This window comes from Trichocoleus sp. DQ-U1 (assembly GCF_039961925.1).
Taxonomy (GTDB): Bacteria; Cyanobacteriota; Cyanobacteriia; order Cyanobacteriales; family FACHB-T130; genus FACHB-T130.
In genome coordinates, this window is the sequence record NZ_JAMPKB010000096.1 from 1 (window position 1) to 16285 (window position 16285).

The following is a 16285-nucleotide window of genomic DNA, read 5'->3' on the forward strand; positions in this document are numbered from 1 at the left end:
TTTCTTGTTCGTATGCTTTGACTACTTTTTCTCGAAAGTCGATGGAGTAAGGTTTCATTCTACCTGTTCATGCACTGACCTCAATGTACTCTATATACCTGCAATCTGCTGTAAGATTAAACTTTTATCTATCCACCAATCTTTTTCTGCATAAATATTAAAAATTTTCAGTCTTTTTTTTATATAAATTGTCTAGATTTAATCATAAATCACTCCAACGATTAAACCGCAAATATTTGGTTGTTATTATAATTCAAAGAAAGCCTTGATTAATTTTCATACTTGTTAAGCGGATGTTTCATTCAATAAATCCAGACAACAATTTTAGGTTGGACGGCGTTTACACTTGTCCAGTTTGTCGGCACGGTGAGATTGCAGCAATGCCGTTAATGGAGGCATGGGCTTGTAACTTTTGCAATCATATTTTCACTGCCGATCCGATTCAACAATCTGTGAAAATGGCAGATAGCGCATCACCAATAACTTGGCGCTGGAATGGTCGAACTTGGCAAGGTGCCCATCGTAAGGGGAATGAGTTGGGTTGGGGTGTTGGGTTGGCAGCAGTTGCCTTAGTCTTATTACCGACTACCCTTGTTGCCTTGTCTACCTACTTTTTCCCCCCAATACCCGGTACTCCCTTATCTTGGGTGCCTACTCTTTGGATTGGGTTAACCTTTTTAGCTCATCTTGCTTTTGTCGTAGATGTTGTTGTTGAGTATTATCAATTCCCAGTCTTTGCTTACGTCAACGCAATCCGACGACATCTGTTAAAAGGAACAAATTTCTAAGTTGCTAGGACTCGACATTGTTCAACTCAACCTCAACAGTTCGTTTCCCCACCGTTACGCGATCGCCGGAAACTAACTGTCGTCCTCGCCGGGTTTCCAGGGTGCCGTTGACTAGAACAAAACCCTGTTGAATCAAAAGCTTAGCTTGCCCACCCGTCTGCGCCATCCCTACCCACTTTAAAAACTGATCGAGCTTAATTGTGCTGTCATTTACCGCCATAAGAAGTGTTGCACTCCAACGTAACCGTATTATGCTGAGGGCTAATATAGCAATCCTAATTGATATGGGAATAACAGTTTTTGGGTAAGTGGTAAAAAGTTTTAAGTTGGAAAAGACTTGCAGCGATAGCGTACAGCCCTTTGGGCATGAAAACAGCGAAGCGAGGCGTTAGCCTAGCGCTGACTTGTCACTTCGCGTCTGAGTTTTGAATGAAAAAACTCTTTTGCTGCCTCAGAACCCAACCGAGCGCTACAGATTTACCACTACCAAAAATTTCAGCAGTTGCGCCAAGCTACATTAACCGACCAGAAAAGGAGGAGTGGATGATCGTTGAGAAGGATGAACTGCTGGAGCGATATGCGGCGGGAGAACGAGATTTTAAAGGTGCAGACTTAATTGGAACCGATCTTAAAGGCGTAAATCTGAGTCTAGCGAACTTCCAGGAGGGATCGCTCAGCGAAACTGACTTGAGTGGAGCTAACCTGAGCCAAACCTCTTTAATGGAGGCAAGTTTAGGCACAGCCAATCTCAGTGGAGCAAATTTGAGCGGGGCGAATCTTAGTGGAGCGAATTTGTTTCGGGCAAATCTCAGGGGTGCCAATTTGAGCGGGGCAAACTTGAAAATGGCAGATTTGACAGAAGCAGACTTGAGCGGGGCAAACTTGGACGGAGCAAACTTTTGGGGGGCTTACCTGACGGGCGCGAAACTAGACGGTAGTAACCTGCCAAAAGACACTTATTCCTGAAGTTTCTGAATTTACTGCCGAATCGGAATTTCGATGACGAACTCGGTTCCCTGCTCTGGTGCTGAATTACACTTCAAAACGCCGCCGTGTCTCTCAACGATGATTTGATAGCTGATTGACAAACCCAGCCCCGTGCCTTTACCAGTGGGCTTTGTCGTAAAGAAAGGTTCAAAAATTCTAGTGCGTATTTCTTCGCTCATTCCGGGGCCATTGTCGATAATCCGGATACTTGCTTTTCCGTTGTCGAGGACATCGGTACGAATCCGAATACAAGGCAGGGGAGCTGGGGAAGAGCTGAGCAAGGAAGAGTGTAGCATTTCCTGTGCGCTGCCTCTTCGCGCCTCTGTCTCCTCCAGGGCATCAATCGCATTAGAAATGAGATTCATAAATACTTGGTTGAGGAGTCCGGCGTAACACTCTATGGATGGCAAATCGCCGTATTCTTTGAGAATGGCAATCCCTGTATTGACTCCTCTGGATTTCAAGCGGCTGTGGAGAATTAGTAGCGTGCTGTCAATGCCTTCGTGGATATCAACTGCCTTCATCTGGGCTTCGTCAATCCGCGAGAAGTTTCGCAGGGACTGGACAATTTGCTGAATGCGGTCAGCCCCGATTTGCATGGAGGATAAGGTTTTGGGGAAATCCGAAATTAAAAAATCCAGATCGATTGCCTCAGCTTCCTCTTCAATCTCAGGCACTGGCTGGGGATAATGTTTGCCATAAAGATGTAGGAGATTTAGCAAATCTTGGGCATATTGATTCGCATGAACCAGATTGCCGCAAACAAAGTTGACTGGGTTGTTGATTTCGTGGGCAACCCCAGCAACTAACTGCCCTAGACTAGACATCTTTTCACTTTGGATCAGAAGCGTCTGGGTTTGTTGAAGTTCGCACAGAGCTAATTGCAGATGGTTCGCTTGTTGTTTGAATTCTACTGCCGATGCTTTTAAGGCTGCTTCAGCAGATTTTCGTTCGGTAATGTCGGTGACGAAGCCTTCGCAGTAGAGTAAGGCAGCCGCGCGATCGCATAATGTATGACCGAAGCACTGCTCGTCCTTAGTGTATGCCACACTATAGCTGCTTACCGTTTCGTATTGCTTTGCAGATCGCAGCTCTTGGCGTACCGCCCGTGCATTTTCCGAAATCCAGATGATGCTGCCGTCTTTTCGATAAACCTGAGACTCAAACCCACTCACCGAACCGTGTTCTTGCAGTAAATACAGAAATTCGTCACGCCGATTGGGATCTACATACAGCTGGCGCTTGATGTCCGTCAGATGGGCAATTAGTTCCTCTGGTGAAGCGTAGCCGTAAATCCTTGCCAGTGCTGGATTGACGCTAATGTAACGCCCGTCCGGAGTTGTCTGGAATATCCCCTCGACAGCGTTTTCAAAAATACTCCGATACTTTTCCTCTGCTTGCTGCAAAGCCTCTTCCACCTGCCGACGCTCGGTGATTTGCTGCGCTAGTTCTCGATTGGCTTGCTGCAACTGCATCGTTCGCTTGACAAGCTTTCTCTGGACTTTTTTCCACCGCTCCACCCAGCTAGAAGCATCAATTGGCACATTGTCACGGCTTAGGAACATGGGACGTCTCAGAGTTTAGTTAGCCAATACTCGTAGTATGAAACCATCCGAGAAATTACTGGGTGATAGCACTCGCGTTTGAAGTGTGATCTTTTATGTGATGATTTGGTGATATAAATCCATTTTATTTGTGATGTAGATCGCTGAAATTACGGAGACAATTGTTGTATCTGGAACGTTATTTCAGTCAATTGCGATGTGGGGAGAAAAATTGATACTGGGATTTCGACTTTTTATGAGTAGATTGAAAACGCTTAGTTTGGTTGGCGCGATCGCGATTATAGGGAGCGGCATGGAGTTAAAAGCGATCGCTGCCCGGTTAACAAATTGGCGATTTGACCCAGCGCTGAATCAGTTAGAAATCACTCTGGATGAGGGAACGACGCCGCGTTATTTTCTTCTGGCTCAACCGTCTCGGATTGTTCTGGATTTACCCAATACTCAAGTGGGAACGGTGGAAACTCAACAAAGTTACTCTGGCCCAATCCGCCAAATTCGAGTCTCTCAGTTCGAGGCTGGCATTACCCGAATAGTGCTGGATCTCGCACCAGAGGTAGTTTTATCCCCCCAACAAGTGCAATTGCAAGTAGAACCTGGGAATCGCTGGGTATTGCGTCCCCTGATTGCTGACGTTCTCGCTCCAGAAGTAGTGCCTCCCAGCAGGAGCGGGGTTTCTCCGTCCCTGCCTCCCCCTATCTTCCCAGAGAAACCAACACCGGGTGTCGTGAGCGTGCCGTCTCTGACTAACTCAAGTACGCTACCCAATTTAGCGCCGCCAACGGTTCCTCCAGGGAGAATTGCGACGAATAATCCTGTGTTGGTGAGCGTACCTCCTCTTTCTGGCGCGATCGCTACAGCACCACCAGTACCCGTGAGACAGCCTCAGTCTTCCTCTGCCACCAGAGTGGTTGAATTTGGTCAACCGTTGCCAATGGAGGAAAATCCCCCCCCAGTGCCTGCAAGGAGAACCAGAGTAGCCCCAGTACCTTCTCTAGAAGCGGGTGCGTCTGTGCCCATGTCTATACCTGCCACACCGACAACCGCCGCACCGAGAACCACCGCCTCTCCAATGGTTGTCGTGCCGCCCCTACCTAAGACGGCGACGGTTGTGCCCGATCCTTCCAGCTCCACATCGGCACCGATACAAGCGCCAACGGCATCTCTAAATCCAGACATTCTGCTGCCTTCTGGCACTCCGCTGAGCCTGCGTTATCCGGGCGACAAGGTTTTAACACTGCGAGATGGTGTCTCGCGCCAGGAAGTGTTGCTGCTAGAGGAAGAAATACGCGATCGCACTGGTAAACTTATCGCCCCAGTTGGTACGCAGGTGATTGGACGCTTTGAGATCGACCGACGCGGCAGTCGCTTTATTACCCAAGCGATTAGCCTGGGTGGACGCAATTTTCCCCTTCTCGCCCAATCAGACTCCCTAGACGGCAACCGTCAAGTTTCACAGAACCGAGTTGTCCGGAATTCTGCCATTGGCGCTTTAGCCTTAATTCTATTAGGAGGCTTTTCAGGCGTCGGTTTGTTGGGAGGCGCTGCCGCCGGTGCTGCCACCACCTATCTGACAGCTCCTCAAACCGCTATTATTCAACCGAATCAAATACTGCAAGTTCAGCTCAGCGAAGATTGGCGGTAAAGTGAGTTGCTAATGGCAAACAAAGGCGATCGGTAATGGGTTATTGGAACGAACAAATCCCGATTACCAATCCCGATTACCGATTAGCCATTAGCCATTCCCCTTAGAAATTATTTGTTTCTGGTGGCGGTGCGCCTGCTCCTGGCTGATTCAGGAAGAAATTCTGGGCACCATCATTCTGATAGATGCAGCGGATATCTGGTTGCCCGTCCAAACTGCCGGTATAGCCAAAGGTGTTCATCCGGTTCTTGCAATCCCGCACCTGATCCGCTGTTACCAGCTTTCTTTGTTCCAAAATAGACCAGTTGTTACTACGCAAAACACAACCCGGTCGCATATTGGGCTGCGAAACGTAAACGTTAAAGGGATTTAGGGTTACATAGACGCGAGTATCCATCACCATCGCGCTGGCTCCAAACTGCACGCAAAGCTCAGGATTCGGCGCAGCGCGGTCAATGAAATCACGCGATGCGACGTTTTCTGGGCTAAACGTCGCCGTAGAGCTAAAGCCAATCCCTACCCCGATTCCCAGAACGAAGACGCCGCCGATCAAAGCGATGGAAGTGTAATTGAAAGGGGATGATTTAGCGGATTTAGGGGCACTATAGGGAGTATCGGCAGGGTATCTAGATTTACGTTTCATCGTCGCTTAGGTAATTTCACGCCTACTGGACAGGGAGTAATCAAACTGCTCTCCTTCCTCCCAGTATGGCTATAGATTGTGCCGCTAGGCGGAAGGGAAGAGAAGGGGAAAGAGGAAGGGAAAGGGGCAAAGAGGCATCGAAGAGTTTAAAACTACAGTTTCCCCAGCTACCAGAAGCGATGCATCGCGTCTCTACAAGATTTCTTGCAACTGTAGCTGCTTTGCCTCCCCAGTGCTTACTCCTCGCTCGCTAAGTTTCTACTTTCATTCAACAATTGGGAGTAGGCATGGGCGACATCTTTGAGATGTTGATATTCTTCTTTCATTCGTTGATACTGCAACTCAAAAGCCAGATGTGAGACGATAAGCCGATCGGGATTGTACTCAGCTACCTTAACTCCAATTAAAGCCTCTCTAATTAAACGAACATATATTTTTTGTAACTGTTCGGCTTTCCTTAACAGCTTTTCAACCTCAAGTAAAGCTTTCTCATAGGTAGCTACTTGGACAGAATACACATCAGAGGTAGAGACTAAATCGGCTAAGTCATTAATTTTACGATATTGCTCCTCAAGTACGGACATTTCTGGCTCTAATTGCCAGTGTTCGTGAATGATGGGAGCTAGTTCTTTGATGGTAGTCAGCTTTGGATCGTTCGTTTTAGAGTTTTGCTCAATCACCTCCACATCATTGAGGGGATGCCAGGAATAAATATATTCAACATCCCCTTCAGGCGTCAGCCTGGGAAAGACAACTTGGACTCTATTCTGACGCCTAACCATCAGCGGAATTCCATAGTTTTTCAGAGGTAAGCTGGGGTACTTCTGTTCTGCACCTTTCACCAAAACAACACTATTATTTTTAATTTGTTTAATTTTGGCTTTCCGTTTTTCATTAACCAGATAGGCAATGACCAAAGGTACAAGTATTACAAGAATGATTAGAAATCTTTGCAGCACAGCGATCGCCTCCAACCTCCATCTGTTGCACGGGAAGGTAGTCGTTGATTTATTGTGACTGATTTTGCCTTCGACTGACGAGTGTAGGAGGAGCAGGGGTGCGGAGGTACAGAGGTGCAGAGAGAGGCACAGGGGAGAGGTGCAGGGGAGCGAAATCTCATTGCCTCCTCGCCTCTGCTTGGCTTCTGTCTCAAGCTAGGTGGGGACTGGATTAAATGTAAAGTAAAAATTAAGCAGTTCTCTGTTGTTGGCTTGCATCTGTGAAATCACAAACGTCGCTACATCTGGGCAAAACCTTAAAAAGCTCCCAGTTTCAAACTCTGATTGCCGATAGTCTCACCGTTTTTTGGGGGGATTGGTTAGATTTACGTGTCCGAATTGTGCAGGTGGCGGCGTCTGGGCTAATATCGCCTCTGATTTACATTCTGGCGTTTGGATTGGGGTTGGGTAGTTCTATCAAGCCTGGTGTGGGGATTAGCGGTAATTACAATAACTATCTGGAATTCATTTTGCCGGGGATGGTGGCGCTATCGTCGATGGTGATTAGTTTCACTGGCACGACATTTTCCATCTGTGGCGATCGCTTGTTCTCAAAAACTTTTGAAGAAATGCTGCTGGTACCAGTGCATCCTCTCGCTTTGCACTTAGGAAAAATGCTAGCTGGTGTGGTGCGGGGATTAATGACGGCGGGTTCGGTGATTTTAGTGGCGGTACTCTTTACTGGCAAGGTTTGGAGTTTTTTGAACCCTTTGTTTCTGCTGCTGGTCGTGCTGAATTGCGCGGTGTTTGCTGGGTTGGGTGTGATTGTCGGTTTAAGCGTGCGATCGCTCGAAGCGGTTGGGCTTTACAATAATTTCGTTATCATCCCCATGTCGTTTTTGGGCGCAACTTTCTTCGATCCTGCAACTCTCCCGGCTGCCCTCAAAGTAGTCGTCTATCTGTTGCCTCTGACTTATACCAGTATTGGCTTACGCGCCGCAGCTTACTTGCCAATGTCGCAGTTTCCCTGGTACTCGGTGCCGATTTTAGCGGTGATGGCGATCGCGCTTTCCTTCGTTGGTGCTTATCAATTTGCTCATCAACAAGATTAATTGGTTCAGGAAGGTGGACAGTGCCCACCCTTCCTGAACTAATCAGCTAACGAGAATTGCGTCGAAAAGTTTCAGAAGTTTCAAGTCCTCAAAAGCCTGGAAATCGCGGTATTTTTCCAGCTCATGCTTGCTTCTCGGGAAAAAGATACCAAGCCCCGAAAAATTTTCATATTCTGGAATAGGGCGAAATAATGTACCATTTTGTTTTACTTTATAAATGATTGAATTATTTAAAAAATCAACGAATTCATTGTATCTATTTTGATTTGCGCCTGACTGATTAGTGATAGTTTGAAAAAATGAGACAACATCGACAAACCGTTCGCCCATATACTTATAAGTTGTCAGGTTGCTCAAATTTATATTTTTTATATTAGCTGCCAGAACTGCATCAATAAGCGGATTAATTTTTGCAGATAGTTGCGTGATAGCACGATTATTGATAGCGGTATAGCTATGGTACATATCGCTAGATTCAAACTCCATAATCTTTTCCGCTAGCTGTCCTCCACTAATTTCTGGTTGACGCCCCAAAAAATTAAATAATTGCTCGTAATAATAATTGGGAACACCTAGCAGTAATTGGGAAGAAAGAGTATATTTCGCTGTATCTCGAAAAGTATAGTTGGCTTCAATAGTTCCTTTATTGCAATTTTGAAAGAAAACTAACTCCACCCGCTTGCCTACTTGCTGATTAAAATTTGCGATCAGACCGCTTAATTTTTGGATATTCATCCACTGAGTTTTTAAATTCAAGCCTGGTTCAGGGTGTTCATCTGGGCTAATTTCATCTAAACGACCCCCATGTCCTAAGAATACAATTGCCCATTTTTTAGCTTGAAATTGCGACTTAGCCCAATTAAGGTATTCAGAAAAAGCTTCCTCACTGGCGCTGTTTGCTGTATTTAAGCTTTGAGTAGAAATATTTCCTTTAGTAAGGATGTTTCTTGAAATTTTTTTAGCTCCGCTAAAATCAGATTGTATCGCTACAAGAATATTGTCGCTTTTTACACTTTTTGCAAGCATATCCATAATAGGAGTGCCAAATTTTGAAAGGTCGTTATCATAAGGCATCCAATATAAAAAAATCCATTCGTAGAGTCGCTTATTGCTCATGCTTGTAGCAATAATATCTGGCTGATTTTGACTGAGTAAAATCAGGTTTCCTAAAAAGGATGCACTACCTAACGCCGAATACTGAAGCAACTTTCTGCGCTTCATAGAGCTAGTAACTCAGTAGATTATGGATGAATGCTTCGATGTTAACCCCTGGCAAAGCAAACTCGCAAGAGCAAGCGACACCCTTTCCTTCGTCGGTGCTTACCAATTTGCTCATCAGCAAGATTAAATTTTGAACTGCCAAAATGCTAAGGATGCTCAGAAGAGGATTTAATTGCGATCGCTCTGTTGACTCAGCCTTTACCTCAACCGAGTCGCTACCTGCACTCGGCTAGTGGAGTGCCATCTTTGGTCTCTCCAGATATCAAAAACATCATTGTTTCGACTATCAACTCGATGACATCCCATCCAATGCTTGTCATCTCTGGCTCGTAAAAATGTTGCAGCCTTGACTCGAATATCATTATGCCATGTATTATCATCAACTTTCCATACCTGGAAACAATGATGATTTATGCTATCAAGTTTGCAAAATCTCATCCAATGGTTGTCATCTTTACCTTGTAACATTAAGGCTTTCTGAGCAACAATTGAACCATTTTCAATTCCAGCTTTAACAGATTTAATCTCCGCAAAAGCCGCATTAACGGTGTCTTGAGCAGTCTTAGATTCTTTGTGAGCATATTCAGCTATTTTTTCGGCTTGTTTTACTGCATTCTCCAAGCGTTCATTGGTAGCCTGAAGTTCTGCTTTTATCACAAGAGGCTCTGCTTTAATAGCTTGAAGCTCATCTTTCAGAGTTTTAATTTCTGTCTTACAATTTTGGATTTCTGTTTTAGCAGCCTGAAGTTCTTTTTTCAGATTTTCCTGAGACGCCTGAAGCTCCTTTAAAATCTGTAGTTCTGCCTGAAACTGTTCGCGTGTTCGTTCTAGTTCTGCGATCGCTCTTTCGTAGTACCCCAGTGGCGTTTTCCAGTCACCAGCACCAGCTTTACTCATAAAAAACCTCTTTCTTATTTTATGTATCCTCTTTATCTGTCAAAAATCGCTGCGACTTCTCAGGTTTTAGCACAAGAGGATCGGTAGAATCATAAGTCTTGATTGTTTCACGCCAAAACTCACAAAGTACGCCATATTTGAGCCAATCTTGAATCGCTATCCTTTTCAACTCTGGAGCTTTCTTGACTAAAGCAGCCATCATCGCTGCATTGTGTTGAAGTTGCCCATAAATTTTCAGTACATCGTCAATAGAACTTTTCTCATTCAACTTGCTCAATTCATAGCATTCGCTTAGTTCATAAAGTTCAATATCCGAAAGCCTAGCACCCGGCTTCAATCCAATTTTGAGCCTCTGTCTACATTTATCAAAAGGATTCGGCAAAGCGTGAGCTAAATGCTTCTTTAACTCATTCCGAATCTGTTCAAGTTTCCCGTCTATCGCTTCGTCTATCTTATCTACAAGCTGATTAGCATCTTTAAATAATTTTTCTTCTAGCAAATTAATTTCCGCCAACATTGGTGCGATTAACTTGTTATTAATTTCTCCGGGAGTAAATTGACTACCTAACTTTAAGGCTTCCATTACTACTAAAGAAATTTGGTTGATTCGATTTTCTAAATAGTTGTCAGCTATTCTGATAGTTTCTCTTACATCTCTAAGCGCTGCTACTCGCACTTGATTAATGTTTTCTAAAGCATCCTTTACTTTTTCATCACTCTGGTTGAGTAGAGATTCGATATCACCTATCGTCTTAGTTTCTAATTCCTCCATTTCATTTTTTGCTTGTTTGATTCGGTTTTGAGCTATGTAATCAAGCTTGTCAGCTAAAGGATATAGTTTTTCATCAAACAATTCACCTATTTCTTTCCCTGCCGATTTTACGAAATCCTGCGAAACGTTTTTAGAAGCACGTTCTAATTTTTTAATAAAATCTCCAAAGAGCCATCCCAGCATTTCTCACCATCCTTGCACCGCTGAGCTAGCAGCAAACTTCATCAAAGTCTATCGCACTAGCTGCTTTTGCGATTTCAGTACAAATACTGAAAAACCCGATTTCTATAAGAAACCGGGTTTTTAGAAACGCGATAAAACGACATTTCTACACAAAATCAGAGAGGGTGCTAAAATGCGTCCAGCCACTTATCGATAATAGAGTTGATAATGCTAACCTACACATTGAAACGGAACAGCATTACATCGCCTTCTTTGACAATATATTCCTTCCCTTCACTGCGGACTAAGCCTTTTTCCTTCGCAGCATTCATGGAACCAGTTGTTACTAAATCTTGGTAAGCGACTGTCTCCGCCCGAATAAAACCGCGCTCAAAATCAGAGTGAATGACGCCTGCTGCTTGGGGTGCTGTCATTCCGGCGTGAATTGTCCAAGCGCGAGTTTCTTTAGGACCAGTTGTAAAGTAGGTACGCAAGCCTAAAAGTTCGTAAGTGGCGCGAATCAGAGATTTTAATCCGCCTTCTTCCACTCCAAGAGAACCCAGAAATTCAGCTTTATCTTCTTCTGGCAATTCGACTAGTTCTGCTTCCACTTGGGCAGAAACAATGACGACTTGGGCATTTTCTTGGGTCGCAATTTCCCGCACTTGTTCTACATATTTATTGCCGGTTGCCAAATCATCCTCAGAGACATTGGCAGCATAAATAATTGGTTTACCTGTGAGCAATCCTAATCCTTTGAGCGCTTCAGCTTCTTCTTCATTTAAGTTGGCCCGCCGCGCTGGTTTGCCCTCATTTAATAAAGCGCTCAATTTTTCTAGCGCAGCGAGTTCAATCTGTCCTTCTTTGCTGGTACGGGCAGCTTTGCGAGTGCGCTCAATACGTCGCTCTACTTGAGATAAATCTGCTAAAGCCAGCTCCAAATTAATAATGTCAATATCTCGCGCTGGATCAACAGATCCGGCAACGTGGATAATGTCATCATTCTCGAAACATCGCACTACATGAACAATGGCATCAACTTCTCGAATGTGGGACAAAAATTGATTACCCAGTCCTTCCCCTTGACTCGCACCTTTCACTAAACCAGCAATATCCACAAACTCAACCCGTGTCGGGATAATTTGCGCCGAACTGGAAATATTAGCCAGGGCGTTTAACCGTTCATCTGGCACCGACACGACACCAACATTGGGTTCGATGGTGCAAAAAGGGAAATTGGCAGCTTCAGCCTTGGCATTGGCAACCAAGGCGTTAAATAAGGTAGATTTTCCGACGTTGGGAAGTCCGACAATTCCGGCTCTAAGCATCTTAGTTCAAGAGGTAAAACTGGGTAGAATCAATTAGATAGGTTCAGGAATCGGTTGAGGAATCGGACCTGGAACCGGCTGGGGAATGGGCGCTGGCACTGGCTCTGGCACAGGTGAGGGAATCGGCTGGGGAACGGGGGCTGGCACTGGCTCTGGCACAGGTGAGGGAATGGGTTCTGGTACAGGTCCCGGTACGGGTTCTGGTACTTCTGGCGGCGATCCAGGAATCGGATTAGGCTCCGATCCGGGGATCGGGCTGGGGATGGTTGGTTGGGGGATAGGATTAGGACTGGGATTAATCATGGCGATCGCATTGAACAATTTAACCCTATCAAAATAGGTAAGAACGCATAACAATGACATCCCCCGGAATAACGACATTCCGCAACACTTACACTTGAAGATTCATCCAACCGCATCCAAACTCATTACTGTAGCAGGTATTGAGAACGCATTAACTCGTCTGCGATCGCTTTTCGATGCAAGTTGAACTGCCCCTACGAAATTGTTGGGCAGAAACGATCTATCCTAAACCGGCAAAGGCAAAAAGCGCTCGGATTTTCTCCCCCGCTTACCTTCCGGATATCACCGATTTTAGAAAAATTTCCAGCATGGATTTTATCCCAGGGTCTCAAACAACTACCCCATTAGTGGACGCCCTTCAAGCGTGCGCCAAGAAGCATCATGCACCCTTTTACACGCCCGGACACAAGCGGGGGCAAGGAATTTCCCAACGGTTAGCGGATTTGCTCGGAAGCGCTGTGTTTCCAGCAGATTTACCAGAATTACCGGAGTTGGATAACTTGTTTGCCCCACAAGGCGTGATCCAAGAAGCCCAGGAACTGGCAGCGGCAGCGTTTGGGGCAGAACGCACTTGGTTTTTGGTCAATGGTTCGACTTGTGGATTAATGGCGGCAATTTTAGCTACCTGTGGTGAGGGAGACAAAATTATTCTGCCTCGGAATATCCATTCCTCGGCAATCCACGGCTTAATCCTTTCGGGTGCGATTCCGATTTTTGTGAATCCAGAATACGACCTAGAGCTAAATATTGCCCACAGTATCACCCCATCGGCGGTAGCAGACGCCCTGCAACAGCATCCGGACACCAAGGCGGTGATGATGGTTTACCCGACTTACTATGGCGTTTGCGGGGATATCAGAGCGATCGCGCAAATTGCTCATCAGCACGGTATCCCTTTGCTCGTAGACGAAGCCCACGGTGCCCATTTTGCCTTTCATCCAGATTTGCCCACTTCTGCCCTCGCCGCTGGAGCCGACTTAACGGTACAATCCACCCACAAGGTACTGGGGGCACTCACCCAGGCATCAATGCTGCACGTCCAAGGCAATCGAGTTAATTGCGATCGCTTGAGCAAAGCTTTACAACTGTTACAGTCCACCAGTCCCAGCTATTTGTTGCTGGCTTCGCTGGATGCAGCGCGTCAGCAAATGGCATTGCATGGGGAAGCGTTAATGGCGAAAACCTTACACTTGGCGGAGGAAGCAGCTACCCAAATTAGTCAAATTCCCGGTTTATCTGTGTTAAAAACTGCCAAAACACCGGGTTTTGTTGCCCTTGACAAAACGCGGCTGAGTGTTAAGGTTTCTGACTTAGGTTGGACGGGGTTTGAAGCGGATGAAATTCTCCATCAACAGCTAGGCGTTACGGCTGAGTTACCATCGCTGCACAGTTTGACTTTTATCATCAGTTTGGGAAACACTTCATCTGATATTGTGCAGATGGTATCGGCACTCCGAATTTTAGTGCAAGAGCGATCGCCCACCACATCAATAGCCCCATACCTGGATGTCTTCACCCGGTGGAAAGCTGAATTTCTTCAGATTCATCCTTCATCCTTCGTGCTTCATCCTTCCATCTCTCCCCGTCAAGCATTTTTTTCCCAAACCCAAACGTTGCCGGTGGAAAAGACTGTAGAACGCATCAGTGCCGAACTTATTTGTCCCTATCCACCCGGAATTCCCGTGTTGATGCCAGGGGAAGCGATCGCTCCCTCCGCCTTGGATTACCTGCAACAGATTCTCGCCTTGGGTGGAAGTATTACGGGTTGTAGCGATCCGACCCTCAAAACGTTAAAGGTTGTTCGCTAATTGGAGACAGGCTTAAACTCAAAACTTAGACGCGAGCGATCGCGTCTCTACTACTCAAAACTTCAGACGCGATCGCTCGCGTCTCTACTACTCAAAACTTAAAACTTTCTATGTGGCCCTACGTAACTCCTGGTATCCCAGATGACCTCTTCGAGCGGTTGCCCGGTATTCCCCTCAGCAAGCGCGAGGTGCGGTTGCTGTTGATTTCCTTACTCAGACTCAAACCCGATTCTGTGTTGTGGGATATTGGCGCGGGAACCGGCACGATCCCCGTAGAAACCGGCTTATTGTGTCCGAAAGGTCGAATTATTGCCGTAGAACGCGATGAGGAAGTGGCAAGTTTGATTCGTCGTAACTGCGATCGCTTTGGGGTTCGTAATGTCGAAGTCGTTGAAGGAAGCGCCCCAGAGTGCCTAAAAGACTTACCCGTTCCCCCCCATCGGGTTTGCATCGAAGGCGGACAACCCATCAAGGATATTCTCAAGGTCGTTTGGCAATACTTAGAACCCCAAGGTAGGGTGGTTGCAACGGCGGCTAATCTAGAAAGTCTCTATGCCGTTTCCGAAGGCTTCGCCGAATTACAAGCTCGAAATATCGAGGTGGTTCAATCTGCCGTCAATCGTTTGGAAACGCGAGGCACCCATCAGATCTTTGCCGCAGTCAATCCAATTTTTATCTTGAGTGGCGAGAAACTGGATTAAAAATCTTAATCTAAAGGCTAGAGCAGCATTCTTGACGATTGAGAACACAAAAATTCCCGTTAAGATGCGTACCATCAAGAAATTTATTTTTTGTCGGGATTGACGAACGGTGTCAGGAGAAATGAGCAGGATGCTGAAAAAAAGCGTTGGCTTTATTCTAAATTAACGGCACCAATTGCCTAAATCTGTTTTAGATCGGTTAAAGTGTGCAAAAGTAATTCTTAATCTTATTAAGACTAGATTAACTTCGTTGTTGCGGTCTCAAGAGCGCATCTTATGCCTTGGTCTCGTATTTTTAGTGGAATAGTCGCGATCGCTGTCGCCCTCCTGATGCTCTTTTTTGGAGGATGGTTCTTTACAGTTGGTCTGTGCATCATCGTCTATCTCGGTCAGTTAGAGTATTTTCAGATGGCGCGAGCCAAGGGCATGGCACCCGCTGGCAAAACTACTCTGGTAGTGAGCCAAGTTCTGTTAATCACAGCGTCTCTGGCACCAGCCTTGACAGATGCCATGTTTCCCCTGGCAGGAACGTTGATTTGTTTCTATCTTCTGTTTCAGCCCAAGCTTGCCACAATTGCCGATATTTCCGCCTCTATATTGGGGTTGTTCTACGGCGGCTATCTGCCCAGCTACTGGGTGCGCCTGCGCGTCGGACTCGCTCCCGCGATCGCGATTGCAGAGCCATTGAATGGCTATTTGCCCGCTTCCTGGCACGAACTTAGCACTTTGCCCCAAGGTTTGACGGCAACGCTTTTGGCCTTCCTCTGTATTTGGGCTGCTGATATCGGTGCTTACATCTTTGGTAAATTCTTTGGTCGCACGCGCCTTTCTGAGATTAGCCCCAAAAAGACTGTCGAAGGAGCTGTATTTGGGGTTCTCGGCAGTGTGGCAGTGGCAATCGCTGGAGCTTGGTATCTGAATTGGCCCAGTTGGCAGTTCAGTGGCTTGGCTTTAGGGCTGCTGGTTGGGATTGCGAGCTTGCTGGGAGACTTAACGGAGTCGATGATGAAGCGAGATGCTGGGGTAAAGGACTCAGGGCAACTGATTCCAGGTCACGGCGGCATTTTAGATCGGGCTGATAGTTACGTGTTTACCGCTCCCCTGGTGTATTATTTCGTCACGCTCTTGTTACCTTTATTACCCCGCTAGAAAAGTCTTTCTACACGATTGGGGCAATTAGTAAGCAAAGCTTAATGGTGAAAATCTCTTTTATAGCAATCGCCAAGGTAATTAGGACGACAAGCATAAGACATGCTCGATTGCATCTCGCAAACAATTAAACTGGTCGAGTTGTTTGCGGATGCGGCTCTTGAGCCAAGACCAGCAGTTCTCAATTTTGTTGAGGTCGGGGGAGTAAGGTGGTAAATACCAAAGTTGAGCACCAGCCGCTCGAATCAACTGCTCAATCCGCCCGCCCT

The 16285-nt window shown here is 46.1% G+C and carries 17 protein-coding genes; 8 read left to right on the top strand and 9 right to left on the bottom strand.

Features of this window, described 5'->3' with window-relative positions; all coding sequences use genetic code 11:
- The first annotated feature begins 293 nt into the window (after positions 1 to 293).
- The gene (locus NDI34_RS24745) at positions 294 to 788 is read left to right on the top strand and encodes a hypothetical protein (RefSeq protein WP_190411775.1); all 495 of its coding nucleotides are present in this window, start codon (positions 294 to 296) and stop codon (positions 786 to 788) included.
- 4 nt (positions 789 to 792) lie between these two features.
- Here the strand turns inward: NDI34_RS24745 and NDI34_RS24750 are convergent, their stop codons facing one another.
- A complete protein-coding gene (locus NDI34_RS24750) occupies positions 793 to 1008 on the bottom strand; it encodes an RNA-binding S4 domain-containing protein (protein ID WP_190429907.1) in 216 nt (71 codons plus the stop codon).
- Positions 1009 to 1331: 323 nt separating this feature from the next.
- Here NDI34_RS24750 and NDI34_RS24755 point away from each other — a divergent pair, with 323 nt between their 5' ends.
- Positions 1332 to 1754, top strand: coding sequence for a pentapeptide repeat-containing protein (locus tag NDI34_RS24755; protein ID WP_190536964.1), 423 nt, complete (start codon positions 1332 to 1334; stop codon positions 1752 to 1754).
- An 11-nt stretch (positions 1755 to 1765) separates the two neighbouring features.
- On the opposite strand, the gene NDI34_RS24760 is transcribed toward NDI34_RS24755, so the two are convergent.
- Positions 1766 to 3340, bottom strand: a complete 1575-nt coding sequence (locus NDI34_RS24760) for an ATP-binding protein (RefSeq protein WP_190536946.1) — start codon at positions 3338 to 3340, stop codon at positions 1766 to 1768.
- 235 nt (positions 3341 to 3575) lie between these two features.
- Between NDI34_RS24760 and NDI34_RS24765 the strand changes: the two genes are divergently transcribed.
- Complete coding sequence (locus tag NDI34_RS24765; protein ID WP_190536945.1) at positions 3576 to 4982, top strand: AMIN domain-containing protein; 1407 nt, start codon at positions 3576 to 3578, stop codon at positions 4980 to 4982.
- 103 nt (positions 4983 to 5085) lie between these two features.
- Here NDI34_RS24765 and NDI34_RS24770 read toward each other — a convergent pair whose 3' ends face one another.
- Complete coding sequence (locus NDI34_RS24770) at positions 5086 to 5625, bottom strand: DUF3172 domain-containing protein (protein ID WP_190434040.1); 540 nt, start codon at positions 5623 to 5625, stop codon at positions 5086 to 5088.
- Positions 5626 to 5861: 236 nt separating this feature from the next.
- On the bottom strand, positions 5862 to 6584 hold the full coding sequence (locus tag NDI34_RS24775; protein ID WP_190411770.1) for a hypothetical protein: 723 nt from the start codon (positions 6582 to 6584) through the stop codon (positions 5862 to 5864).
- A gap of 260 nt (positions 6585 to 6844) precedes the next feature.
- On the opposite strand from NDI34_RS24775, the gene NDI34_RS24780 reads away from it, so the two are divergent.
- The gene (locus NDI34_RS24780) at positions 6845 to 7675 is read left to right on the top strand and encodes an ABC transporter permease (protein ID WP_190411769.1); all 831 of its coding nucleotides are present in this window, start codon (positions 6845 to 6847) and stop codon (positions 7673 to 7675) included.
- 42 nt (positions 7676 to 7717) lie between these two features.
- Here NDI34_RS24780 and NDI34_RS24785 read toward each other — a convergent pair whose 3' ends face one another.
- From NDI34_RS24785 to ychF, 4 genes are all read right to left on the bottom strand, one after another.
- Entirely contained in the window at positions 7718 to 8896 is a 1179-nt protein-coding gene (locus tag NDI34_RS24785; protein WP_348234127.1) for a clostripain-related cysteine peptidase, read from the bottom strand.
- Between the two features lie 198 nt (positions 8897 to 9094).
- Complete coding sequence (locus tag NDI34_RS24790) at positions 9095 to 9793, bottom strand: hypothetical protein (protein WP_348234128.1); 699 nt, start codon at positions 9791 to 9793, stop codon at positions 9095 to 9097.
- A 19-nt stretch (positions 9794 to 9812) separates the two neighbouring features.
- Positions 9813 to 10748: a hypothetical protein gene (locus NDI34_RS24795; RefSeq protein WP_190984952.1), complete on the bottom strand. Its 936-nt coding sequence runs from the start codon at positions 10746 to 10748 to the stop codon at positions 9813 to 9815.
- A 215-nt stretch (positions 10749 to 10963) separates the two neighbouring features.
- Entirely contained in the window at positions 10964 to 12055 is a 1092-nt protein-coding gene (ychF, locus tag NDI34_RS24800) for a redox-regulated ATPase YchF (RefSeq protein WP_190984951.1), read from the bottom strand.
- Between the two features lie 85 nt (positions 12056 to 12140).
- Here ychF and NDI34_RS24805 point away from each other — a divergent pair, with 85 nt between their 5' ends.
- The 4 genes from NDI34_RS24805 (at position 12141) to NDI34_RS24820 (ending at position 16016) form a co-directional block, all read left to right on the top strand.
- A complete protein-coding gene (locus tag NDI34_RS24805; RefSeq protein WP_190432282.1) occupies positions 12141 to 12395 on the top strand; it encodes a hypothetical protein in 255 nt (84 codons plus the stop codon).
- Between the two features lie 271 nt (positions 12396 to 12666).
- Positions 12667 to 14166 (top strand): aminotransferase class I/II-fold pyridoxal phosphate-dependent enzyme, encoded by a 1500-nt coding sequence (locus NDI34_RS24810; protein ID WP_348234130.1) that lies wholly within the window; start codon positions 12667 to 12669, stop codon positions 14164 to 14166.
- Positions 14167 to 14276: 110 nt separating this feature from the next.
- Positions 14277 to 14867: a precorrin-6Y C5,15-methyltransferase subunit CbiT gene (gene cbiT, locus NDI34_RS24815; protein WP_190411764.1), complete on the top strand. Its 591-nt coding sequence runs from the start codon at positions 14277 to 14279 to the stop codon at positions 14865 to 14867.
- A gap of 276 nt (positions 14868 to 15143) precedes the next feature.
- Complete coding sequence (locus tag NDI34_RS24820; protein ID WP_348234129.1) at positions 15144 to 16016, top strand: phosphatidate cytidylyltransferase; 873 nt, start codon at positions 15144 to 15146, stop codon at positions 16014 to 16016.
- 81 nt (positions 16017 to 16097) lie between these two features.
- Here the strand turns inward: NDI34_RS24820 and NDI34_RS24825 are convergent.
- The coding region (locus NDI34_RS24825) for a transposase (RefSeq protein ID WP_348232469.1) at positions 16098 to 16285 on the bottom strand (188 nt) is incomplete at its 5' end.

Coding starts and splice junctions, on each gene's coding strand:
- NDI34_RS24810 (WP_348234130.1), top strand. CDS start 12,667: ATGGATTTTATCCCAGGGTCTCAAACAACTACCCCATTAGTGGACGCC.
- ychF (WP_190984951.1), bottom strand. CDS start 12,055: ATGCTTAGAGCCGGAATTGTCGGACTTCCCAACGTCGGAAAATCTACC.
- cbiT (WP_190411764.1), top strand. CDS start 14,277: ATGTGGCCCTACGTAACTCCTGGTATCCCAGATGACCTCTTCGAGCGG.
- NDI34_RS24770 (WP_190434040.1), bottom strand. CDS start 5,625: ATGAAACGTAAATCTAGATACCCTGCCGATACTCCCTATAGTGCCCCT.
- NDI34_RS24785 (WP_348234127.1), bottom strand. CDS start 8,896: ATGAAGCGCAGAAAGTTGCTTCAGTATTCGGCGTTAGGTAGTGCATCC.
- NDI34_RS24795 (WP_190984952.1), bottom strand. CDS start 10,748: ATGCTGGGATGGCTCTTTGGAGATTTTATTAAAAAATTAGAACGTGCT.
- NDI34_RS24765 (WP_190536945.1), top strand. CDS start 3,576: ATGAGTAGATTGAAAACGCTTAGTTTGGTTGGCGCGATCGCGATTATA.
- NDI34_RS24750 (WP_190429907.1), bottom strand. CDS start 1,008: ATGGCGGTAAATGACAGCACAATTAAGCTCGATCAGTTTTTAAAGTGG.
- NDI34_RS24790 (WP_348234128.1), bottom strand. CDS start 9,793: ATGAGTAAAGCTGGTGCTGGTGACTGGAAAACGCCACTGGGGTACTAC.
- NDI34_RS24820 (WP_348234129.1), top strand. CDS start 15,144: ATGCCTTGGTCTCGTATTTTTAGTGGAATAGTCGCGATCGCTGTCGCC.
- NDI34_RS24805 (WP_190432282.1), top strand. CDS start 12,141: ATGGGCGCTGGCACTGGCTCTGGCACAGGTGAGGGAATCGGCTGGGGA.
- NDI34_RS24755 (WP_190536964.1), top strand. CDS start 1,332: ATGATCGTTGAGAAGGATGAACTGCTGGAGCGATATGCGGCGGGAGAA.
- NDI34_RS24760 (WP_190536946.1), bottom strand. CDS start 3,340: ATGTTCCTAAGCCGTGACAATGTGCCAATTGATGCTTCTAGCTGGGTG.
- NDI34_RS24745 (WP_190411775.1), top strand. CDS start 294: ATGTTTCATTCAATAAATCCAGACAACAATTTTAGGTTGGACGGCGTT.